The 21,760-nt window shown below is 67.0% G+C and carries 22 protein-coding genes; 11 read left to right on the top strand and 11 right to left on the bottom strand.

The window, feature by feature from the left end; genetic code table 11:
• Positions 1–376 precede the first annotated feature (376 nt).
• Positions 377–1,132 (bottom strand): DeoR/GlpR family DNA-binding transcription regulator, encoded by a 756-nt coding sequence (locus tag BFD71_RS03320; RefSeq protein ID WP_069261815.1) that lies wholly within the window; start codon positions 1,130–1,132, stop codon positions 377–379.
• Positions 1,133–1,310: 178 nt separating this feature from the next.
• On the opposite strand from BFD71_RS03320, the gene BFD71_RS03315 reads away from it, so the two are divergent.
• On the top strand, positions 1,311–2,885 hold the full coding sequence (locus BFD71_RS03315; RefSeq protein ID WP_069261814.1) for an ABC1 kinase family protein: 1,575 nt from the start codon (positions 1,311–1,313) through the stop codon (positions 2,883–2,885).
• A 205-nt stretch (positions 2,886–3,090) separates the two neighbouring features.
• On the top strand, positions 3,091–4,005 hold the full coding sequence (locus tag BFD71_RS03310; protein ID WP_069261813.1) for a DMT family transporter: 915 nt from the start codon (positions 3,091–3,093) through the stop codon (positions 4,003–4,005).
• Between the two features lie 34 nt (positions 4,006–4,039).
• On the opposite strand, the gene BFD71_RS03305 is transcribed toward BFD71_RS03310, so the two are convergent.
• Positions 4,040–5,296: a L,D-transpeptidase gene (locus BFD71_RS03305; RefSeq protein ID WP_370684241.1), complete on the bottom strand. Its 1,257-nt coding sequence runs from the start codon at positions 5,294–5,296 to the stop codon at positions 4,040–4,042.
• Between the two features lie 180 nt (positions 5,297–5,476).
• On the opposite strand from BFD71_RS03305, the gene nadE reads away from it, so the two are divergent.
• The gene (gene nadE, locus BFD71_RS03300; RefSeq protein WP_069261811.1) at positions 5,477–6,355 is read left to right on the top strand and encodes an ammonia-dependent NAD(+) synthetase; all 879 of its coding nucleotides are present in this window, start codon (positions 5,477–5,479) and stop codon (positions 6,353–6,355) included.
• Positions 6,356–6,372: 17 nt separating this feature from the next.
• Here the strand turns inward: nadE and BFD71_RS03295 are convergent, their stop codons facing one another.
• The gene (locus BFD71_RS03295) at positions 6,373–6,642 is read right to left on the bottom strand and encodes an RNA-binding protein (RefSeq protein WP_069261810.1); all 270 of its coding nucleotides are present in this window, start codon (positions 6,640–6,642) and stop codon (positions 6,373–6,375) included.
• 352 nt (positions 6,643–6,994) lie between these two features.
• Positions 6,995–7,591 (bottom strand): hypothetical protein, encoded by a 597-nt coding sequence (locus BFD71_RS03290; protein WP_256094461.1) that lies wholly within the window; start codon positions 7,589–7,591, stop codon positions 6,995–6,997.
• Positions 7,592–7,942: 351 nt separating this feature from the next.
• Between BFD71_RS03290 and BFD71_RS03285 the strand changes: the two genes are divergently transcribed.
• On the top strand, positions 7,943–8,449 hold the full coding sequence (locus BFD71_RS03285; protein ID WP_069261809.1) for a DUF1993 domain-containing protein: 507 nt from the start codon (positions 7,943–7,945) through the stop codon (positions 8,447–8,449).
• A gap of 89 nt (positions 8,450–8,538) precedes the next feature.
• On the opposite strand, the gene BFD71_RS03280 is transcribed toward BFD71_RS03285, so the two are convergent.
• Entirely contained in the window at positions 8,539–9,165 is a 627-nt protein-coding gene (locus BFD71_RS03280) for a LysE family translocator (RefSeq protein ID WP_069261808.1), read from the bottom strand.
• Between the two features lie 135 nt (positions 9,166–9,300).
• On the opposite strand from BFD71_RS03280, the gene BFD71_RS03275 reads away from it, so the two are divergent.
• Complete coding sequence (locus BFD71_RS03275; RefSeq protein ID WP_069261807.1) at positions 9,301–9,765, top strand: Lrp/AsnC family transcriptional regulator; 465 nt, start codon at positions 9,301–9,303, stop codon at positions 9,763–9,765.
• 37 nt (positions 9,766–9,802) lie between these two features.
• On the top strand, positions 9,803–10,036 hold the full coding sequence (locus BFD71_RS03270; protein WP_069261806.1) for a hypothetical protein: 234 nt from the start codon (positions 9,803–9,805) through the stop codon (positions 10,034–10,036).
• A 38-nt stretch (positions 10,037–10,074) separates the two neighbouring features.
• Here BFD71_RS03270 and BFD71_RS03265 read toward each other — a convergent pair whose 3' ends face one another.
• Positions 10,075–11,262: a pyridoxal phosphate-dependent aminotransferase gene (locus tag BFD71_RS03265; RefSeq protein WP_069261805.1), complete on the bottom strand. Its 1,188-nt coding sequence runs from the start codon at positions 11,260–11,262 to the stop codon at positions 10,075–10,077.
• Between the two features lie 198 nt (positions 11,263–11,460).
• Between BFD71_RS03265 and BFD71_RS03260 the strand changes: the two genes are divergently transcribed.
• Positions 11,461–12,207 (top strand): IclR family transcriptional regulator, encoded by a 747-nt coding sequence (locus BFD71_RS03260; RefSeq protein ID WP_069261804.1) that lies wholly within the window; start codon positions 11,461–11,463, stop codon positions 12,205–12,207.
• Between the two features lie 35 nt (positions 12,208–12,242).
• Here the strand turns inward: BFD71_RS03260 and BFD71_RS03255 are convergent, their stop codons facing one another.
• Positions 12,243–13,238, bottom strand: a complete 996-nt coding sequence (locus tag BFD71_RS03255; protein ID WP_069261803.1) for a LacI family DNA-binding transcriptional regulator — start codon at positions 13,236–13,238, stop codon at positions 12,243–12,245.
• A 301-nt stretch (positions 13,239–13,539) separates the two neighbouring features.
• Between BFD71_RS03255 and BFD71_RS03250 the strand changes: the two genes are divergently transcribed.
• Positions 13,540–14,373 carry an isocitrate lyase/PEP mutase family protein gene (locus tag BFD71_RS03250; RefSeq protein ID WP_069261802.1) on the top strand — a complete coding sequence of 278 codons (834 nt, stop codon included), beginning with the start codon at positions 13,540–13,542 and terminating at the stop codon, positions 14,371–14,373.
• Here the strand turns inward: BFD71_RS03250 and BFD71_RS03245 are convergent.
• Complete coding sequence (locus BFD71_RS03245; protein WP_218108641.1) at positions 14,345–15,349, bottom strand: LysR substrate-binding domain-containing protein; 1,005 nt, start codon at positions 15,347–15,349, stop codon at positions 14,345–14,347. The genes BFD71_RS03250 and BFD71_RS03245 overlap by 29 nt on opposite strands.
• Before the next feature lie 103 nt (positions 15,350–15,452).
• On the opposite strand from BFD71_RS03245, the gene BFD71_RS03240 reads away from it, so the two are divergent.
• Positions 15,453–16,139, top strand: coding sequence for an NADPH-dependent F420 reductase (locus BFD71_RS03240; protein WP_256094460.1), 687 nt, complete (start codon positions 15,453–15,455; stop codon positions 16,137–16,139).
• Positions 16,140–16,341: 202 nt separating this feature from the next.
• Here the strand turns inward: BFD71_RS03240 and BFD71_RS03235 are convergent, their stop codons facing one another.
• Positions 16,342–16,776, bottom strand: a complete 435-nt coding sequence (locus BFD71_RS03235) for a hypothetical protein (protein WP_069261799.1) — start codon at positions 16,774–16,776, stop codon at positions 16,342–16,344.
• A 144-nt stretch (positions 16,777–16,920) separates the two neighbouring features.
• Positions 16,921–18,402: a methyl-accepting chemotaxis protein gene (locus BFD71_RS03230; RefSeq protein ID WP_083245010.1), complete on the bottom strand. Its 1,482-nt coding sequence runs from the start codon at positions 18,400–18,402 to the stop codon at positions 16,921–16,923.
• A 263-nt stretch (positions 18,403–18,665) separates the two neighbouring features.
• Between BFD71_RS03230 and BFD71_RS03225 the strand changes: the two genes are divergently transcribed.
• The gene (locus BFD71_RS03225; protein ID WP_083245009.1) at positions 18,666–19,247 is read left to right on the top strand and encodes a cytochrome b; all 582 of its coding nucleotides are present in this window, start codon (positions 18,666–18,668) and stop codon (positions 19,245–19,247) included.
• A gap of 12 nt (positions 19,248–19,259) precedes the next feature.
• On the opposite strand, the gene BFD71_RS03220 is transcribed toward BFD71_RS03225, so the two are convergent.
• Entirely contained in the window at positions 19,260–20,159 is a 900-nt protein-coding gene (locus BFD71_RS03220) for a LysR family transcriptional regulator (RefSeq protein WP_069261796.1), read from the bottom strand.
• Positions 20,160–20,304: 145 nt separating this feature from the next.
• On the opposite strand from BFD71_RS03220, the gene BFD71_RS03215 reads away from it, so the two are divergent.
• Positions 20,305–21,759: a M20 family metallopeptidase gene (locus BFD71_RS03215; RefSeq protein WP_256094459.1), complete on the top strand. Its 1,455-nt coding sequence runs from the start codon at positions 20,305–20,307 to the stop codon at positions 21,757–21,759.
• The last annotated feature ends 1 nt before the right edge of the window (position 21,760 follow it).

The raw sequence follows: 21,760 nt of genomic DNA, 5'->3' as shown, positions 1-21,760 counted from the left end.
AATGGATCGAACTGAGCTGAACAATCCGAACTTCGGCGGACTGCGCCGCCTGTCATTGCCCGCCCCGCGGTGGTCTCGTATCGCGGATTGCAGATTGTCTACAATCCGACACTTTCCACCTGAACCGACCGGCCGGGCGAAGCCGCGGAATTGCCGCTCGCCTCGCTGACCGGCCCATCTGGACGGGCCCCGCAAGAATCACAGGTTTTGATGACACGCGCATGACGATTGTGGCGTTTGTCAAAAAATTCCACAATTCGCCAATATTCGACAAGCCACATAGGCGTGCTGATTTTGCCGGGAAGGTGCTGACGGCAGCCATGCAGGCGTGTAGACGGGCAAGCGCAGCGCGCGCCGCGCCGCGCCGCAGGGAGAGTCAGGCGATGACGAGTTCGGGCCCACGCGCCGTAATCGCGCGCGCGATGCTCTTTTCGGGCGCAAGCTCGGTGATGACGTAGCGCGCCTGCTCGAAGCCGTTGATGCGCACGGGCGTGACGCGCCCGAATTTCGAATGGTCGGCGACGACGATCGCGCAGGCCGTGGCCGCGAGCATGCGGCTGCGTACCTCGGCGACCATGCGCGAGTAGTCGGTGAGCCAGCCGTCGGCGGTGATGCCGCCCGCGCCGACGAACGCGAAATCGGCGTGGTATTGGGCAAGCTGCTGCACGGTGTCGAGGCCGAAGGTGGCTTCCTCGTGGTCGGACAGCTCGCCGCCCAGCAGCGTGACGCGGTTCTCGTTGCGGCGGCCGAGCAACAGCGCGATGCGCCAGTCGTTGGTATACACCGTGAGCCGATGGCGGTCCGTGAGCGCGCGCGCGAGCGCATGCGTGGTGCTGCCCGAATCGATGATGACCGAGGCGCCGTCGGGCACGAACTCCGCCGCACGTTCGCCGATTGCGCGCTTGGCGCTCGCGTTGGCGGCTTCGCGCACGTCGAGATCGGGCTCCCGGCGGTCGCTCGAGAGCGCGCCGCCGTGGGTCGTGACGAGCAGCCCTCGCTCTGCGAGCGTATTGAGGTCGCGCCGGATCGTCTCGCGCGAGACGCGCAGTTCGCGCACGAGATCCGCCACGGAAAGCGCGCCTGTCCGGTTCACTTGCGAGAGGATGTATTGGTGACGTTGTTCTGCGAGCATCTCGGTGGGCGCGGGTAGTGCGTGAAAATAACGCTGGGAATGATGTGAGTCCGACGTGAATGCGGAAAAGCCGCCGTATTGTATTACGCATGCGCAGAACGAGACTGCCCTGCCATCGCGTCCCCATCCCTGCTAATCTCGTGGGGACCGCGCGCTCACGCGATGACCCTTGAAATTCATGCGTTCACGACTTCGTCAATTGCGTCTGCTGTTTTGTGCACTGCGTTATGGCTTCAGGCTGATCTGGCTCGCCGCGCCCGAGCATCACAAGCTGCACTGGTTCCTCACGCTCGCCTCGAACCTGCACGGCGACCCGCGCCTTGCCTCGCGCCTGCACGGTTCGCTGCCGCGTCTCGCGCCGCTTGCCGCGGCCTTCGCGCAAACGCTCGCCACACGCCCCGAACTCGCGGGCGCGACCTTGCACGACGCGATCGACGCCATCGAGCATTTCGAAGAGCCCCTCGCGGGCGAGGCGCTCGATACCACGCTGCGCGCCGCGCTCGGCAAGCCGCCCCAAACGGTGTTCACGTGGATCGACCCCAAGCCGGCCCATAACGGCTGGTGCGAGCAGACGCACATCGCGCGGCTCGCGCTGCCGGTGAACGGCCACCAGACGATCACGCTGCGCGTGCTGCGCGCCAAACAGGTTCAGGAAGTCGACGACGACGCCGCGCTCCTGGGCGCCGTGGCCCGCTGGATAGAGCGCTTTTCGCGCGCCGCGCGCAAGCTGCAGTTGCACACGCTCGCGCAGGCGCTGCGCAACGACCTGCAGCACCGCTTCGACCTGCGCGCCCAGGCCGCGAACCTGAGCCAGAGCGGCCACCAGCTTGGCGACGATCCGCGCATCGTCGTGCCGGACGTGATCTGGGACCTCTGCACCCCCCAGACGATCGCGGTGCAGCACATCGACACCGTGCGCGCGACCGACATCGCCGGGCTTGCCGAACACCACATCAAAGTCACGCAGGTGGCGGCCCATCTGATCGAAGTGGTCACGCGCCAGGCGTTCGAGCACGGGTTCTTCCATGCGGCCCTCGACGCCAGCCGGGTCGCGGTGAGCGTCGAACCCGAGACGCGCGGCCGCCTCGTGCTCGCGGGTGCGGCGTTGATGACGAGCCTTTCTTCGCCTGAACGCGAATTCTTCGTGCACGGTGCGACCGCGTTGTTCGAACAGGACTACGGCCGGCTCGCCACGCTGCATCACGTGGCCGGTCATGTGCCCACGCATGCACGCACCGAGCAGATCGAGGCCGAATTGCGCACGCGCAGCGAAGCGCATTTCGCGAGCGACACCGACGAGCGCAGCGCGGGTGCGCTGTTCCATCACCTGCTGCATTCGGTGCAGCCGTTCGGAGGCGAAGTCTCGCCGCGCCTCGTGGCAGCGCAGCGCGCGTTCGGCCAGGCCGAGCAGCTGGCCCGCTCGATTCATCCGGGCGTCGACGCGTGGGGCATCGCACGGCACACGCTCGCCGACATCGCGCGGCGAGATCTCGGCCACCAGGGCTGGATCCGGCGACTCTCGCAGGAATTGCCCCATCTTGCGCAAATCGCCCCGCGCGTGCCGCAGATGGTGTTCCGCTTCCTCGAGCATCAAGCGAAGGGCGGACACGGTCCCGCCGCGGGACAGGCCGCGCAGCAGGCCGCCTTGCTCGATGCCTGGCGCCGCGAGCATCGGCGCACGCGCGCGCTGCTGCTCGCCTGTGCGGTCTGCGGCGGCTTGATCGGCGTGACCGCGGTATTGTTTGGAAGCTAGCGGCCGCTAGGGTTTCCGCCTTGACGTCGTTTGCATTGGCTGGCGTGGCACGGGCTAGGCAGTTAGTTGCATTCTAATCATCTAGCGGCGCCAGCCCGGGCCAGTGCAGTCCTGAACAAGACCGCCACCCGCACGTTGCGCGATACTCCGAGCCTTTCGTGTTTCTCTGCGCGCGCAGCGTCAGCGCGCGTCCACTTCGACACCGATGCTCGCCACCTTCGCACCCACCCTTTTCGTCTTCCTGTGGTCGACGGGTTTCGTCGTCGCGCGCGCCATTGCGCCCTACGCCGATCCCAACCTGTTCCTGCTCGCGCGCTTCACAGGCACGGCGGCGCTGTTCACGATCGTCGCGCTGGTCATGCGCGCGCCCTGGCCGCGCGGACGCGAAATCGGCAAGCATCTCTTCGCCGGCGCGCTCCTGCAGGGCGTCTATCTGGGCGCGGGCTACTGGGCGGTCGCGCAAGGTTTGAGCGCGGGCGTGATGGCGCTCCTCGGCGCGCTCCAGCCGCTCCTGACGGCCGCCATCGCGGCACGCACGTTCGGCGAGCGCCTGCCGCCGCTGCGCTGGACCGGCATGTCGCTCGGCCTCGCCGGCGTCGTGCTCGTGCTGAGCCCGAAGCTGTATGCCGCGATGCACGCAGGCGGCGGCGCGATCGCGGACGCCGCTGCCGCGACCGCGCCCATGCACGCTCATGCGAATCCGCTGCTCGTGGTGGTGGTCGCGGTGGTATCGGTCGGATCGATCACGGCGGGAACGCTCTATCAGAAGACGTCGCTCGCGCAAGCCGACATCCGCAGCGCGAGCGCCGTGCAGAATCTGGGCGCGGCGATCGTCGCCGCCGTGCTCGCGCTCGTGCTCGGCGAGACGCGCTGGATCGCCACGCCGACCCTGTGGTTCTCGCTGGCGTGGGGCATCGCGATGCTCTCGGGCGTGGGCGTGACGCTGCTCGTATGGATGGTGCGCCACGGCGACGCCGCCCGCGCCACGGCGCTGCTCTTTCTCGCGCCGCCGCTTGCGGCGCTCGAAAGCTGGCTGCTGTTCGGCGAAACGCTCACGCCCGTGCAAATGGCGGGCTTCGGCGTCGCGCTAGCGGGCGTGCTGCTCGCGCGGCGCGCGTAGCGCATGCGCTGGCGCGACCGCCCGGATGACACGCTTAGTCAGCGGTGTCGGCGCCGGCCGGCACCTTCGCACGCGCCTTGCCGCCGGGTGCGGGCGACCACGCCGGACGCGTCTTGCGCTCCGAATCGACCACGACGACGAAGCGTCCCGCCCACGGTGTGATCTCGCGGTCCGAGTGGAGCACCCAGAGCGACTTGCCCGCATCGACCAGCGCCTGGTATTCGGCGTCGATGATGCCGTAGTGGTCGATGAACGCGTTGAGCGTCGCGGGTATCCGCACGCAGCCCTTCGAGTGGCGGATGCCGAGCAGCGGCTCGAGGCGGTCGGGGTCGGTGGCGTGCATCTGGAAGCGCATCTGCGAATAACCGCCCTTGCCCCAGCCGCGTTCGCCGTCCACCCAGCCGAAGTCATAGATGCGCATGTCGCGCCGGCCATAGCCGCGGATGTTGTTCTGGTTCATGGTGCCTTCCGCGCGGAAGTCCATGTTCAGCGGCGTGTGCTCGAACACGCCGAGCGGCGTGAGGAAGTGGTCGTACTCGCCGGGGCGTCCCGTCGCGACCGGCGACGCGCCGATCATGAGCCACGGCTCGTCGGGCATCGCGCGGAAGTAGATGAAGAGCGCCTGCACATTCGCGCTGCGATCGACGAGGATGACGAACTCGCCCGCCAGCGCGCCGAGGTTCTTCTCATCGAGCGCAGCCTGCAGGCGCTGGCCGTAGGCGCGCTGCTCGGCCAGCGGCACATGCAGCCGCCGGTTGACGTCGCGCGCGAAGCGCTTGCGCATTTCGAGCGCGCCGCGGGTTTCCTCTGCGGCTTCCTCCGGCGTGAGCATCCGGTGAACGGGCAGCACCAGCGCGGGAGGCGCGGAAGCGGCCAACGCGGCCGAGGCCGCGGAAGCCGGCTGTGCCGACGAAGCGGCAGACGCACTCGAAACGCCCGAGGCCGCCGAAACAGGCTCGGGCGTGGAAGCAGCGGAAGCTGCCGACGCCGCTGTGGCAACCGGCCGAGCCGCCGGCGCGCCCGAAGCAGCCGATGCAACGGATGCGCCCGAAGCGGCCGGCTTCGACGCCGACTGCGCCGGCGCGCTGCGCACGGTGCCAGAGGTAACGTGAGCGCCGGAAGCCGTCTCGGCATCGGAGGCGTAAGCGGCGCTTGCCGCCCACGAAGCCCAAGACAAGGTGCAGAGTACGGTCGCTATTGCGCGGCGCGCCGGCGCGCCCAACCACCGCGTTCTATGATGGGGAAGTTTCGGGGCGTCGCCCCGGACGCCACCGCGTACGCGAGCGCCCATGCGCCGCGAAAAATTGTCGTTCATCGTGAGTCCGGCCGATTGTGCGTCTTGTCTGAAGTCGGATACGTCGGGCGCCGTGCCATGCGGCGTCGCTGACAGCGCCACGACCACCCGACATTAGACCAGACAACGCAGACTGCGCGCGTATGTCGCGTGCGCAGCCAATTTGAGGAACCGCTCATGCTCCCCCAATCGGACGCCAACCCGGAAGCCGATCGCCTCGCCCGCCAGCACCGCATCATCGCCGAGCTGAACGTCGCCGCACACTTCGACGCACATGCCGAAATCGAGCAGCGCGTGTGCTTTCTCGGGCAGCGCCTCCTGGCGAGCGGGCTGCACACGCTCGTGCTGGGCATCAGCGGCGGCATCGACTCCGCGACGGCGGGGCGCCTCGCGCAACTGAGCGTGGAAAGCCTGCGCGCGCAGGGCCAGACGTCGGCACGTTTCATCGCGATGCGTCTGCCCTACGGCACCCAGCGCGACGAAGCGGACGCCGCCGCCGCGCTCGCCTTCATCGCGGCGGACGAAATTCTGACCGTCGACATGCGCCCCGCCGCCGACGCGATGCTCGCCTCGCTCGCGGCAAGCGGCCTCGCCTTCGCCGACGGAAGCGAGCAGGACAAGCTCCACGGCAACATCAAGGCGCGCGAGCGGATGATCGCGCAGTACGCGGTGGCCGGCGCGCGAGCGGGACTGGTGATCGGCACGGATCACGCGGCGGAATCGCTAATGGGCTTTTTCACGAAGTTCGGCGACGGCGGCGCCGACGTGCTGCCGCTCGCGGGCCTGAACAAGCGCCGCGTGCGCGCGCTCGCGCGGGCGCTGGGCGTCCCGGCCACGCTGGTGGAGAAAACGCCAACTGCGGATCTGGAAACGTTGCGCCCGCTGCATCCTGACGAAGACGCCTACGGGATCGGCTACGACGAGATCGACGACTTTCTGGAAGGTAAACCGGTGAGCGAACGCACGTACGAGACGATCTTTCGCTTTTACGAGTCGACGCGCCACAAGCGGGCGTTGCCCTATACACCGTACGACCGCGCCGACGACGGCCGCTGAAGCGCGGCGCGAACGGCTCAGTTGCGTTGCGGCGGCTCTTCGTCTTCGAACGGCGGCGCGCTCACCCTCAGCGCAACGCCTGCGAGGCGACGGGATTGAAGCTCGCGCGCCACGGCATCGGCCACGTAGGGCACTTCGGAATCGAGTTCGACGTCCGCGTGCGCGTTGGGCGTGCCCGCGTCATAAACGGTAATGCCCTTGGCGTACTTGCCGAGTTCGCGCTCGAAAAAGCTGCGCACGTCCTGCTCGCTGCAGGTTTCGGGAACATTCCAGACGGTCAGATGCATGACGGCCTACCTCGCGGGATTTTCGGACCCGACGTGCAGCGTTTAGCGGAACCGGCGCGGTTGCGTCGCGCGTACGCGCACGGGCTGCAGGCTCGCACGAGCGCGAGCACGGGTCCACGCCACCTGGCCCAGCACGGCAGCGACGCCAAGCAATAAAAGGCTGGACGTAAGCATTGTTGTGACTCCCTGTTGTTGATGAATGTCAGCATAGTCGCATTTGCTGAGCGGTGCGCTGCGGCATATTGTCTGGCGCCAGATGGCTAACCGTTGCCGCCCGATTGTCTGCTGCCCATGTGTGCTCTGGCCGCAATCAGCGTGCCCGAGGGAGGAAAAGTGCGCGCGAAACTGCGCTTCAGGACCCGTCGTCGCGGCTTGCCGAGGTCGTTTCGTCTGCCGACCCGCCGCAGTCCATGCGGGTGAGGCGATCGTACTGGTGCACCCAGTTGCCGGTGATCGCGGCCTGCGCCTGGGCCAGCGTCATGCGCCCCGCGCACACGCAACGCTTCAGGCGCACCGTGAGCAGCGACTTGCGGCGCTCGCCGGCGTGGCCGCCCCATGGGATGAGGTCGAAGTTGGCGGTGGCGTCCGGCGACCCGCCGAGGACGATCGGCACGTGCCGGTCGAGCGCGTAGCCCACACCGTCGTCGGCGTCGATGCCGCGCGCCGCGAGCATGCGATCCTTCAGTGCCATGGTCTCGTCGAACGGCGGCGCCACGGTGTCGGCGTAGCCCGGACGGCAGATCGTGTCCGTCACCGATTCCTGTGTGACGCGCGTATCGAGTAGCCGAGGATCCTGCGCGAATGCGGACTGTGCCGCGCTGCCAGTCGCGAGCGCCAGCAGCGAGACACGCAACACTCGCGCGCGCCAGTGCGACACGCCAGTGCGACAAACACTGCCTTCTGCCATGCGGCGCGCGATGCGGCGTATTGCTGCCTTTTCTGCGTTCATGGTTGATCGCATCGTGCAGCACGATGCGCAATGGATGGTTGGTGCCGGGCTATTAAACCACAATCAAATATTGTCAGGGCAATTGCGCACATCGGCCCGTGGGCATGCTGTTCCGCACATCGCGCGCCAGCCCCCAGCGCCTCGCCGAAAGCGCTCGCAACCTCGAGGTTTGACAAGGAATTTTTGCTCTGTAATCCCAGGTAATCCATGCGCCCGCCCAGATGCCTGGCCGTCGCGCTCATGCTGGCCATTTGGCCGATGGCAGCGCGCGACGCGATAGCGCATAATGGGCCGCCCGGTCAGCTCCAAAGCGGAGCGTATCGCGCGCATTCGAAGAAACGAGGAAACCCCATGTCCATTTCCATGTATCAAGCATCGGTGCCCGTGCTCGTCCGCGGCCTCACCAATCTGCAAAACATCATCGGCAAGGCGCAGGCGCACGCGGCGGAAAAGCAGATCGACCCCTCCGTGCTGACGGGCGCGCGGCTCTTCCCCGACATGCTGCCGCTCATGCGTCAGATCCACATCGCCACCGACACCGCAAAGGGCTGCGCGGCGCGCCTCGCCGGTGTGGAGGCCCCGAAATTCGAGGACGTCGAGGTCACCTTCGACGAATTGCACGCCCGTATCCAGAAGACCATCGAGTATCTGAACACGTTCAAGCCGGAGCAGATCGACGGCACGGAAGCGCGCAGCATTACGCTCAAGATGCGCAGTGGCCCGATCGAGTTCACGGGCCAGAGCTATCTGCTGGGCTTCGTGCTGCCCAACTTCTTCTTCCATGTCACCACGGCCTACGACATCCTGCGTCACAACGGCGTGGAACTCGGCAAGCTCGACTATCTTGGCGGGCGCTAACGCGCGCCGCGAAACACGAGCAATAAAAAAAGCGTGCGGCGCCTCGCGCGCCGCACGCCTTCTTGCAACCGCCTTTGCCGGCGGCGGCTTCAATCGAGCGAAAGCCGCAGCGCGAAGCCGATCAACGCGGACGAAAACGCCCACTTCTGGACCGTCTGCGCGAGCGGATTGCCGCGCAGCCACACCGCGATGCGCGCGGCGCCCAGCACATAGATCACGTCGAAGAGCGCGCACACGGCAACCAGCAGCACGCCCAGCACCGACACCTGCAGCCAGACCGAGCCCGCCTCCGGTCGGATGAACTGCGGCAGCAGCACCGAGCAGAACAGTAACGCCTTGGGGTTCAGCAGGTTCGTGAGCAGGCCCTTGGCGAAATCGGCGCGGCGCGGCCGCGCCACCGCCCCGCCCTCGTGTTCGGGCATCGCGAATGCCGGCGCGCGGAAGATCTGCACGGCGATCCACGTGAGATACGCTGCCCCCACGTAGCGCACGACTTCATAAAGCCACGGCGCGTTGCGTAGCAAGGCCGCGAGCCCGCAGGCCGACAGGGTCACGTGGGTCGCGCGCGCGAGCCCCAGGCCGCAGGCCGCCGCGAAGCCGCTGCGCGTGCCGCGGCTCATGCTGGTCTGCATCACGAGCGCCATGTCGGCGCCGGGCAGCGCGCAGACGATAATCAGCGCGAGAATGAACATCAACAGGAGGTGGGCGGAAATCATGGTGGGCTCGCGTGAAAGAGGCTCTATCTTGCCGCTACACGCAGAGCGATTTCTGGCGATTTTCATACCACTTTCGCCAAATATTGGTGGAATGCGCTAAGATTTCGGAATCTGCACCAGAATTCCCCAGCCATCATGAGCGACCTCGACAAACTCGACCGGGCGATCCTCGGCGCGCTGCAAACCGATGGGCGCATGCCGAACGCACGCCTCGCCGAAACGGTGGGCCTGAGCGAAACGCCGTGCGCGCGGCGCCTCAAACGCCTCGAGCAGGAGGGCTATATCGAGCGTTACCGGGCCGTGCTGTCGCGCCGCGCGCTCGGCTATGGCGTGGTGGGATTCGTCTCGGTGCGCTTCGCCGTGCACGACCGCGCGCTCGCCGACCGCTTCGAGCGCGAGGTGCTGGCGATCGAGCGCATTCTGTCGTGCCACAACGTATCCGGCACGGCGGACTATATTTTGCAGGTGGTGGCCCGCGATCTCGACGACTATGGCACCTTCATGCGCGACCAGCTGCGCAGCTTGCCCGGTGTCACCTCGGTCGAATCGGCGCTGTCGCTGCGCGAAGTGAAGGCCGAGGGCGGACTGCCCCTGCCCTGAACGCACCCAACCCATTCACGCAATAACGGAGCTTTCGATGACCCCAGAACAGGCACGAGCCGAAGAAGCCGCCGCCATGGAGCGCGTCCTGACCGCGACCCAGCGCGTCAAGTCGGCGTTCACCTCGCTGCAATCGCAGTTTCCGCCGGAAGGCGACGGCAAGCCGTCGCAGTTCGCACTGCAGACCTTCGACATGGCGCTCCAGGAACTGGAAGACGCCCAGGCCGCTTTCGACGAGATGCTCAACGATCTTTTCGACGGCGAACGCTGAGCTTGCCCGCGTTTGCTGCGCGCCCGGCGAAAGACCCGCTAGCGCGTCGCGGCTGCGGCGAGCTCCCGGACAAACGCCGCGATCCGCTCGCAGGCCTCGACGAGCCTCGCTTCGTCCACGACGAAACCCAGCCGCACATAGCCGTTTGCAGTCTCTCCGAACGCGCTCGCGTCGAGCACGGAAACCTTCTGCGCTTCGAACAGCTGCCAGGTGAACGCGTGCGTGTCGAGGCCTGTGCCGCGGATGTCGATCATCATGAACATGCCCGCTTCCGGCAACAGGCACTCGAGCCCCGGCACGCCCGCCAGCCGCGAGTAGACGATGTCGCGCCGGCGGCGATAGATCTCGCGCATTTCGGCGACGATCTGCGCGCGGTTGTCGAGCGCCGTGATCGCCGCCTCCTGGATGAAACCGGGCAACCCGTAGAGCATGCAGAGCGCGAGCCGCGCCAGATGCGCAATCATCGTTTCCGGCGCGATCACCCAGCCGAGGCGCCAGCCCGGCATGGCATGCGACTTCGAGAGACTGCCGAGCGTGACCGTGCGCTCCGCCATGCCGTCGAGCGCGGCGATGCTGACGTGCTCGCGCTCGAACGTGAGGTCGGCGTAGACCTCGTCGGAGAGCACCCACAGGTCGTGCCGCTTCGCCAGTTGCGCGACGCGTTCGAGGTGCGCGCGCGGCATCACCGCGCCGGTGGGGTTGCACGGCGTCGCGAAGAAGATCGCGCGCGTGCGCGGCGTGACGGCTGCATCGAGCGCGTCACAGTCGAGATGAAAACCGTTTTCGGGATCGACGGGCACCGGCACGAGCGTTGCGCCCGACGCGCGGATCGCGGCCTCGTAGGTCAGGTACATCGGCTCGGGCACGAGCACTTCGTCGCCGACCTCCAGCAAACAGAGCGACGATGCGAACAAGCCGTTCTGCGCGCCCGCGCAGAGAATCACGTTGTGCGCCCCGACCACGCGCCCGCTTTGCTGCGTATGCTCGCGAGCAATTGCTTCGCGCAGCGGCTCGCGGCCCATGATGGCCGAGTAGTGCGTATCGCCTTCGCGCAGCGCGGCCACGGCGCGCTCGACGATGGGCGCGGGCGTGCCGAAGTCGGGGTCGCCCACGCTCAGCACGATCACGTCCTCGCCACGCGCAGCGGCCTGCACCGCCGCGTGATGGATCTCCCACGCTGTCGTGCGACGGCCCTGCAACCGCTCGACCAGATTCGAATACTTCATCTTTCGCAACTCTCCCGAACATGCGGCGCGCCTCGCGCGCCATGGCGTTCAAACCGTTCCCGTTGATGCGTGTGTGCAACGATACCAAGGAACGATGCCGCTGAGAAATGTCGATGCGCTCATGCGCGCATCCAACGTGGTGTTAGTATTTCCAGCCTGTTGGATGACCTTTTGCCGGCAAACCCGGCACGCAGCTCCATGTCCTCACCCTACGAAGTCCCGGCGCTCCGGCGCATACACGATATTCTCGACGTGCTCGCGCACGCTCAAGGCCCGATGCGCGCGGCGGCAATCGCGCAGGCCACCGGCCTCTCGCGCAGCACGCTCTACCTGATGCTCGACTCGCTCGAGCGCCGCCGCTGGATCGAAAAGCGCGCCGACGGCTATATCGTCGGTCTCACGTTGTTCGAGCTGGGTAGCGCTTACGTGCGGCACGATCGGCTCCAGGAAGTATTCCGCCAGGAAGCGACCGTTTTCGTCGCGACGCATAACGAAGTGGTTCAGCTTGCGGTGCTGGACGGCGCGGAGGTCGTGTATCTCGCGCGCGAGGACCCCGCGCGACCCGTGCGTCTCGTCTCCGATCTCGGCTCGCGGCTGCCCGCGCACTGCAGCGCGCTGGGCAAGGCGCTGCTCGCCAGTCTTTCCGATGATGAGGTCAACGCCATCCTGCCGCGCCAGCTGCCCGCTGTAACGGCCAACACCATCACGCGCAAGCAGGACCTCATTGCGGCGCTCGCGGCGATACGGCGCTCGGGCCTCGCGCACGAGCGGGAAGAAGTGACGGCGGGCATCGCGTGCTTCGCGGCGTTCGTCGGCGTGACGGCGCTCGGCAAGCGTGTGGCGGTCAGCGCGAGCCTGCCGCTGGAGCGGCTGGACGCGCGGCGCGAAAAACGGCTCGCCATCGCGGTGGTCGAGATGGCGCAGCGCATCGCCAAGGGACTTTAACGACGCGAGCGCTTGAGCACGCTCGCGTCGCGTGCTCAAGCGCTCTCGCGCGGCATGACGGCGTACTGGATGCGTGTCTTCAAGGGATGCGGCGCACTCGAGCCGTCCGCTGCCGCGAGGGCCGCGACAATCGCCTCGCCGGTGCGCTGACCAATGCCGTAGGCATCGACCGAGATCGTGGTGATCGCCGGATGGCAGCACGCCGCGATCTCGAAGTTACCGAAGCCGGCAACCGCCATATCGCGGGGCACGCTGAGGCCGCGCCGCTGGCACTCCATGATCGCGCCGAACGCCGACATGTCGCTCACGCACATCACGGCCTGTGTGTCGGGCCAGCGCTCGAGCAGTTCCGCCATGGCGGGTGCGCCGTGGCTCATCGTGACCGGGGAGTCGCCGAGTTGCACGACGCGGTGCCTTTCGAGCCCGAGCGCCTTCATCTCCATCTGAAAGCCCTTGAGCCGGTCGAGGCCGCGCCGGTCCAGGTCGCCCGCGCCGCCAAGAAAGCCGATGCGGCGATGACCTTTGTCCGCGAGATAGCGCACCATCTCGCGCGCGGCGCTCACGTTGGAAAAGCCCACGGCCATGTCGATCGGCTCCGTCGGCAGGTCCCACATTTCGACGACCGGTACGCCCGAGCGCTGCAGCAGCGTGCGCGTGGCGTCCGTATGCTGCGCGCCCGTGAGCGCGATGCAGCGCGGCTGATGGCGCAGCATCTGGCGTACGAGACGCTCCTCGCGATCGAGGAAGTAGTCGGTGTCGCCGATCAGCAGTTCGAGCCCTTGCGGTTCGAGCACGGCGGTCAGGCCGCTCACAGTGTCCGAGAAGTTGGAGCTGGAAAGCGACGGCACGAGCACGGCGACGAACGACGAGCGTCCCGAGGAAAGCGCGCCGGCGGCCGCGTCGGCCACGTAGCCCAGCTCGTCGATGGCGCGCTGCACGCGCTCGCGGGTCGCCTCCGACGCGCTGCGCCCTGCCATCACGCGGGACACCGTCATCTTCGAAACGCCCGCGAGACGGGCGACATCGGACATGCGGGGCGGCGTGGCTCTCGGAGCGCTGGTTTTGGACATCGCGGCTGGGCGGCAAAATAAAAAGAACGCATATCATAACGGCTGCGCCCTTCTTTTCCTCGTTTCGCGCCTTTGCATGCCATCGCCTTCGTAGGCGTTCATTTAATTCGCCATCCTTATCTTCACCGAAATCGCGGCGCAGGCGAACGCCGTTCGATTCGGGAATCCAGGAATTCGGTCACAATCGGTGACGGGCGCCAGAGAATACGCACGCCTGCGCAGACACCCCGCCGCCCACCCACGAGCCAGGAGGAAACTTGCCATGTCAGGACCCGCCCGCACCATCGCCGAGAAACGCGCCGAGTTTCGTGCGCTGCACGCCGCCGGTTGCTTCGTGCTGCCGAACCCGTGGGACGTGGGCAGCGCGCGTTATCTCCAGAGTCTCGGCTTCAAGGCGCTCGCGACTACAAGTTCCGGGTTCGCCTGGTCGCGCGGCCACGCCGACAACACCTTGCCGCGCGACGCGATCCTCGCGCACCTGCGTGAGATCGTCGCGGCAACCGACCTGCCCGTGAACGCCGACTTCGAAAGCGGCTTTGGCGCCGATCCCGCAGGCGCCGAAGCAAGCGTCGGCCTCGCCGTCGAGACCGGCGTCGCCGGGCTTTCCGTGGAAGATTCGACTGGCGACGACGCAGCGCCGCTGCTGCCGATCGAGATCGCCGTCGAGCGCATGCGGGCGGCGCGGCGCGCCATCGACGCGCGCGGCGGCGACACCGTCCTCGTCGGCCGCGCGGAGAACTTCGTGGCGGGCGTGCCCGATCTCGACGACGCCATCGCTCGCCTGCGGGCGTACGCGCAGGCAGGCGCGGATTGCCTCTATGCGCCCGGCATCCAGACACGCGAGCAGATCGTGGCCGTCGTCACCGCTGTCGCGCCGAAGCCGGTGAACGTGCTGATCGGCGCGAAGTCGGCCTTCACGCTCGACGATCTCGCCGCGCTGGGCGTGCGCCGTGTGAGCGTGGGCGGCGCGCTCGCCCGCACCGCATGGGGCGGCTTCATGCACGCGGCGCAACGGCTCACCGAAGGGCGTTTCGACGGCTTCGAAGGCGCGGCCCCCGGCGCGACGCTCAATGCCGTCTTCCGTAGCGAGAGCTAATCACGCTATGTGCGTTCGGTGCGCGGCTTGCGCGCCGAACGACGAACGAGCGGGGACGCGGGCGCCCGCGCGCCGGCGACGCTGCCCGCTTCGCCAAAGCACGCCAGCGCCCACGCCACGAACGCGCGCTGCTTGGGAGCCTGCGCGCGGCGATCCGCGTAAAGCAGATGCATGGGCCGTACCGGCGCGGCATACGCCTCGAGCAGCGGCACGAGCCGCCCCGCCGCCACCGAAGGCGCGAGGTTCGGCTCGCCCGCCAGCACGATCCCACTCCCGCCTCCGCCGCCGAGACCAACGCGCGGGTGTCGTTGCTGCGCAGTTGGCCGCGCGGCTCGACTTCGATCTGCGTGTCGCCGTCCTTGAAGATCCACGTTTGGGGCGCCGGAAAGCTGTCGAATGCGTAATCGAGGCACACGTGCTGCGCGAGTTCGCGCGGATGCGCCGGCGTTCCGTGCGCGGCGAGATAGGCCGGCGCGGCACACGGCACGAGCCGATAGGGCGCGAGCGGCCGCGCGACCAGTTGCGAGTCGGGCAGCGCGCCGATACGAAACGCGACATCGAAACCATCTTGCAAGAGGTCGAATTGCCGATCGCTCAGCACGAGATCGACTTTCACGTCCGGGCAATCCGAGAGAAAAGCCTTGATTTCATGCGCAAGCCGGAAAGCGCCGAACGAGACGGGCGCCGTCACGCGCAGCGTGCCTTGCGGGTGGCCGGTCTGCGCGAGCGCGACGGCCTCCGCGGCGGCCGCCTCTTCGAGCACACGGCGGCAGGCTTCGAAATAGGCGCGGCCGGCCTCTGTGAGCGCGTGCTTGCGCGTCGAGCGCTGCAGCAGCCGCACGCCTAGCGTCTTTTCCAGCGCGTCGACGTGCTTGCCCGCCATCTGCGGCGTCATCGCGAGCATGCGTGCCGCCGCCGTGAACGATCCGGATTCGGCGGTCTTCACGAACACGGTCATGCTGGTCAATTTGTCCACGATTGGAAATCCCACGTTTCAAGTGTTTCACCCGGGTGTCCGATTATCGCATGACAGTTTCGGCGCTACGCTGGAGGCTCCATTGCAAACCACGGGGCTTCCCATGAACGAACATCGATTGGCTGTCGGCATTCTCGGCGCGGGCGAGATCGGCTCGACGCTGGGCAAACTGCTCGCACAGGCGGGGCATGAAGTGATGCTCTCGTCGCGTGATCCGAAGGTGCGCGCGGCAGAGGCGGCGGCGCTGGGCTGCGAAATCGGCACGCTGGAGCAAGCCGCGGCGTTCGGCGAAATCGTGATCGCGGCGCTGCCTCTGGCCGCGCTTGGCGAGATACCGGTCAAATCGCTCGCCGGCAAAGTCGTCATCGACACCATGAATTACTATCCGGCCCGCGACGGTGCCATTGCCGCGTTCGACGAACACCGCGAGGCGACGAGCGAACGCGTTGCGCAGCAGTTGAATGGCGCACGGGTGGTCAAGGCGTTCAGTGCGATTCTTGCGTACGACCTGCCGCGCGAAGAGCGGCCGCCTGTTGAAGGCGGACGGCGCGCGCTACCCGTCGCGGCAGACGACGAAGCGGCGAAGGCGCTCGTGGCCGCGCTGCACGCACAGCTCGATTTCGATGTGCTCGACGCAGGTTCGCTTGCCGACAGCTGGCGTTTCGAGCGCGCGAAACCGGCCTATTGCATTCCGCTTAACCAGACGCAACTGCGCGCCGCGCTCACCGCGGCCGAGCGACACAAGGAACTGCCACATGGCTCGTGGCGCCGCAAACCGCGACAGGATTGACGTTCACCGATACCGGGGAAATCGCCTGCCATACCGAATCAAACAGCACGAAGCCAACGCGGCCAGGCACCCGGATGCGATCTAGCATAAGCAGGGAGGGAGTTGCGCGCGGGCCAGAACGGCCCGGCGAGCGCCGCGGGATACAGCGGCGCGAAATGACGAGGCGCAGCGGCGCTTAGCCGTTGCGCCCGGCAAGCTGTGCTTAGTCGTAGTGACGGTGCTTGTGGTGCTTGCCGTGATAGCCGCGCGAATAGTCGTCGGCGTACGAGTTCGATCGCGAGACATTGCCGCCGAGCGCCGAACCCGCGCCGCCGCCCACGGCCGCGCCGATCAGGCCGCCGGTGCGGCCGCCCATGGCATTGCCCGCGGCAGTGCCAGCGCCGCCGCCGAGCGCGCCGCCGATGATGGCGCCCGTGCGTTCGCGACGATTCGAGGTGACTGCGCCACCCGCGCCGCCGCCCACCGCGCCGCCGATCACCGCGCCGGTGCTGCCGCCCACGGCGCCGCCCAGAGCCGCGCCGGCGACGCCGCCCAGCGCGCCACCCAGTGCGTTGTTCATATCGCCGGCGAGCGCCGGCAGCGAGGCTGCAGCAGTCAGCGCAGCAACGGCAACCATCTGGATGATTTTCTTCGACATAGTTGTTCTCTTACGTTTTTGAGACGGAACCGAGTATAGCGGCCAACGTGAAAGGGCTTTGTAACGCCGGAGGCCAAGCGCCGTAAGAGGTGTAACAAAATGGTCTTCTTCGGGTCGCGCCCCGAAAACGCGTCGCGACGCCGCTCAATCCAGTCTGAACACCTTGACCGCGCTGGCGAGCAAGGCCGTCTGGCGATGCTGCTGCTCGACCTGCTCCACCGTGTCGGCGACATGCGCCGCGTTTTCTCGTATCGCCGCGTCGATGTGGGCGATGTTCTCGCCCAGCTGGTCGATGCCCGCGCGCTGAGCGCCGGTGGCCGTCGCCATTTCGTGAACGATGGCCGACAGACGCGTGACGCTTTCGAGCACCTCGCCCACCGTATTGCCCGCGCTTTCGACGAGACCGTTGCCCGTCCGTGCGCGCTCGACCGACTCCCCGATCAGCGCCCGGATCTCCTTCGCAGCCGAGGCGCTGCGCTGGGCCAGCGTGCGGACCTCCTCCGCCACCACGCCGAATCCCCGCCCCTGATCGCCCGCGCGCGCGGCCTCGACCGACGCGTTGAGCGCGAGAATGTTGGTCTGGAACGCGATGCCGTCGATCACGCCGATGATGTCGGTAATGCGTTCGCACGAACGATAAATGTCGCCCATCGTATCGATCACCGCCTTGATCGCCCCGCGCCCCTGGGTCGCGACTTCGCTCGCGGAGCCCGCCAGCTCGCTCGCCGCCATTGCGTGATCGACGCTCTCATGCACGCTTTGCTTGAGCTGCTCCATCGCCGCGACCATGCCTTCCAGAGAATGGCGCTGTTGCTCGGTCCGCTCGGAAAGGACGGCGTTACGCGCGCTGGTTCCTGCTACGGACTCCGAAACTTCACTCACGCTGTCGCGCACCTGCAGCAGCGTTTTACGCACGGCAGCGAGCGTGGCGTGGAATGCCCCGGCCACATCGCTCGCGGGCCGGCTCGTTTGCTCGCCCAGCGTGATGTAACCCGAGGCCTGGCCGATCCCCTCCGACATGGCCGCGAGTTCGCCCGCGATGTTTGCGTCGCGCTCCTGGCGCGCCGAAATCGCCGCGATGAACAAGGTTTGCAGCCAGAGAAACGCCCAGTGCTGCGCCACGACGTCGAAGCCCGTCTGCGAATAGACCCTGACCGGCCAGCCCCAAGCCTGAAAATAGTTGAACGCGAGTTGCTGGATGGAGATGAAGCCGGTAGCGAGCAGCACCACCTGCACGTCGCGATAGGCGAGCAGCAGCGAGAGCAGGATGAACACGACGAAGTGAAACTCGTCCTGCCCGCCTCCCACGTCGATCAGTAGGGCCGCGCCGCCCATGAAGGTGAGCGCGGAACCCATTCTGGTGATCTTGAGCCCCGGCAACGCAAGCGCGAGCGCCGTGGAAACGAGCGCTAGCGGCAACCCGACGACGAGCACGGGCGTGAGCGCGTCGAAGTGCAAGCCGATCCCCAAGGCGCCCGCCAGAAGAATCCAGTTGACCAGCGCGCAAGCCCTGTCGGCTCGTTTGCGCGCGTTCATGAGCGGGCTTTCGACGGCCGCTACCCGTCGAGCGGCATTGGCTGGGGCGTAGGCCTCGCCAAACGGGGCTTCTGCGAAATTGCTGGGCATGGAATTCTCGACTCCTGATTGACAATGCAACTTATGGCCAGAGTGAGGCAGACAGGCCGAATCACATTACGCAGTTATCGGCAGGCGTACCGGCAGCTAGATAAGGGAAATCCATTGAGGAATTATGGTTGACTTATCATCCAATGTCATTTTGACGCCAGCCGTTGTAACGGGACCTAACAAAACTGCATCGCCCGGGGATGTTCCGCAGTGCTGTTTTTGTGGCAGGCTAGGTCAATTCGATCGCGAAAAGGCCCTCTACCATGTCCCGAAGCCCGCAATCCGTTTCTGCGTTGTCGTTCGCACGTCCCACCTATGGCTTGACGCTGCGCGTGCTGCACTGGCTGAGCGCGCTATGCATGTTCGTAGTGATCCCGGTGGCGTGGTACATGACGACGATGGACCGTCATGACCCGTCGCACGGCAGTTGGGTGAATTTCCACAAATCGATTGGCCTGACCGTCCTGCTGCTCACGCTGATCCGCGTGGTGACGCGGCTTGCGGGCAATGCGCCGCCGCTGCCGCAACGCATTCCAGCGTTCGAGCAGAAGCTCGCGCATATCGGCCATGGCCTGCTGTATCTGATTCTCTTTGCCATGCCGATCAGTGGATATATCAACTCGTATGGCGGCGGCCATCCGGTGAACTGGTTCTGGCTGTATCAGGTCCCCGCCGTCGTGCCGGCAGACAAGGCGCTCGGCCATCTCGGCTCGAAGATCCACTATTGGCTGGCGTACCTGACGTACGTACTGATCGCCGGGCACGTGCTCGCGGTGATCTACCATCAACTGGTGCAGCGCGTGGACATCCTGGGACGCATGACGGGGCGCGCGGGCAAGCGCTGAGGCGCCGGGCCGTCACAACGCTCGTTCGATTGCACCGATCAGCGCCCTCAGTACCCCTTCGATGGGGCGTGAAAGCCGCCGGTCGCGCATCGTCATCACACACAGGTTGCGCTGGTTGAGCGTCGGTTCGTCGAAGCGCTTCGCCACCAGCGAAAGATCGTCCGCGAGTCCCGACAGCGAGAGCCGGCTGCCGAGTGTGATCGCGCCCGCCAGCGCAGCGAACGCGTGCAGCGCGCTCGAATTGTTGCTCGTGAGAAGGGGTTCGAGCTTGATGCCGTGCCGCGCGCAGCATTCGTCGAATAGCTGGCGCGCCGTGTTGCCGCGTTCGAGCAGCGCGACGGGATAGTCGCGCAGGTCCGCGAGCGTGAGCGAGCGGCGCTGCGCCAGCGGATGCCCCGGATCGAGCAGTGCGCAGACCGGCGCCTGTGCGCTGTACTGCACGTAGACCTTCGCGGGGTCTCCGCTCGAAAACGCCAGCCCCAGGTCCGCCTCGCCCGTGGCCACCCACTGCTCGACCTGCGAAGGCGTACCCGAGCGCAGATTGAAATGCACGTGCGGCGCGGCGGCGTGATGCTGCGCGAGCACGTGGGGCAGAAACGAGCGCGTAAAGCCCTCCGTGCAGCCGATTCGGACGATGCCGTGCCCGAGCGCCTTGGCCGTGGCGATTTCGGCGAGCACCGCGTCACCCTCCAGCAGCGCGCGCCGCGCGTGCTCGGCCAGCCGCTCGCCCGATTCGGTCAGCACCATCCCACGCGGCATGCGCTCGAAGAGCGCCGTCCCCACGTCCTCCTCCAGCTTGCTGATTTGCCGGCTGATCGCCGAGACGGCGACGTGCAGGTTCTCCGAGGCCGCGGCTAGCGACCCGGTGCGCGCGACCTCGACGAAGTAGCGCAAGGCGATTCCATGAAGCATCGGCTTATCCGTTCAGTGGGCGCTCAGTGGGCGTTGTTTGTGTTGCCGTTTCGGCAATGCTATCCGCAAATTTTGAAATTGTTGCGAATTTTTGGCATTCCTAGACTGCTTTCATTCCCTGCACCCAGGCATGAGAGGAGCCCTTTTGAACGAGACCCGACAAACCGCCATCGACCGCGCCGTGCGCGTCTATGATTCCGGCGCTTTCTTCGCCGACCTCCAGCGCCGCGTGGGCTTTCGCACCGAAAGCCAGAATCCCGAGCAGGCCCGCGCGCTCGTCGCCTATCTCGCCGACGAGGTGATGCCCTCCCTCTCGTCGCTCGGCTTCACGTGCCGCGTGGTCGAGAATCCCGCAGGCGCGCGCGCGCCGTTTCTGATCGCCGAGCGCATCGAAGACCCCGCGCTTCCGAGTGTGCTGACCTACGGCCACGGCGACGTCGTGCGCGGCTACGACGAGCAGTGGCGCGAGGGTCTCGCGCCCTGGACCGTCACCGTGGAAGGCGACCGCTGGTATGGCCGCGGCACCGCCGACAACAAGGGCCAGCACTCCGTGAACTTCGCCGCGCTCGCCGCGGTGATGGACGCGCGCGGCGGCAAGCTCGGCTACAACGTGAAGGTGATCTTCGAAACCGGCGAGGAAATCGGCTCGCCGGGCCTCGACGCCGTGTGCGCCGCCCATCGCGACACACTTGCGGCGGACGTGTTCATCGCCTCCGACGGCCCCCGCGTGCTGGCCGAACGCCCCACGTTGTTCCTCGGCTCGCGCGGCGGCGTGACGTTCGAACTGCTCGTCGATCTGCGCCGCGGTGCGCATCACTCGGGCAACTGGGGCGGCGCGCTGCGCAATCCAGCCATCGTGCTGTCGCACGCGATCGCGAGCCTCGTCGACCGGCGCGGCGCCATCGCCGTGGACGGGCTGCGTCCGCCGCCCGTGTCCGCAAGCGTGCGCGAGGCGCTTGCCGACATCGTGCTCGGCGGCGACGACGACGCCCCCGCGATCGATCCCGAGTGGGGCGAGCCCGGCCTCACGCCCACCGAGCGCGTGATCGCCTGGAACACACTCGAAGTGCTCGCGTTCAAGACCGGCAACCCCGACGCGCCCGTCAACGCGATCCCGCCCACGGCCAAGGCCACTTGCCAGTTGCGCTTCGTGGTGGGCACGGACGCCGCGCGCGTGGGCGAGCATCTCGAAGCGCACTTCGCGCGGCTCGGCTTTGACGATGTGCAGGTGCGCGTCACGCAGACGTCCGCCGCGACGCGGCTCGACCCCGACGATGCCTGGGTGCACTGGGCGCTCGATTCGCTGCGCGCGTCGACCGGAAAGAAGCCGGCGCTGTTGCCGAACCTCGGCGGCACGGTGCCGAACGACGTATTCGCGTACACGCTCGGCCTGCCGACGCTCTGGGTTCCGCACTCGTATCCGGCCTGCGCGCAGCACGCGCCGAACGAACACCTGCTCGGCTCCGTCGCACGCGAGGCGCTCGCCGTGATGGCCGGACTCTGGTGGGACCTCGGCGACGACGCCGCGCGTCTCGCCGCAAGCCGCGCATCGGCGCAAGCGCAAGCACGCGCGACGCAACCCGCCGACGCCTTCGCCTGAC

The organism is Paraburkholderia nodosa (assembly GCF_001718195.1).
Taxonomy (GTDB): domain Bacteria; phylum Pseudomonadota; class Gammaproteobacteria; order Burkholderiales; family Burkholderiaceae; genus Paraburkholderia; species Paraburkholderia nodosa_A.
The sequence above is the reverse complement of the archived record's forward strand: the minus strand, read 5'-3'. Positions and strand labels throughout refer to the sequence as shown.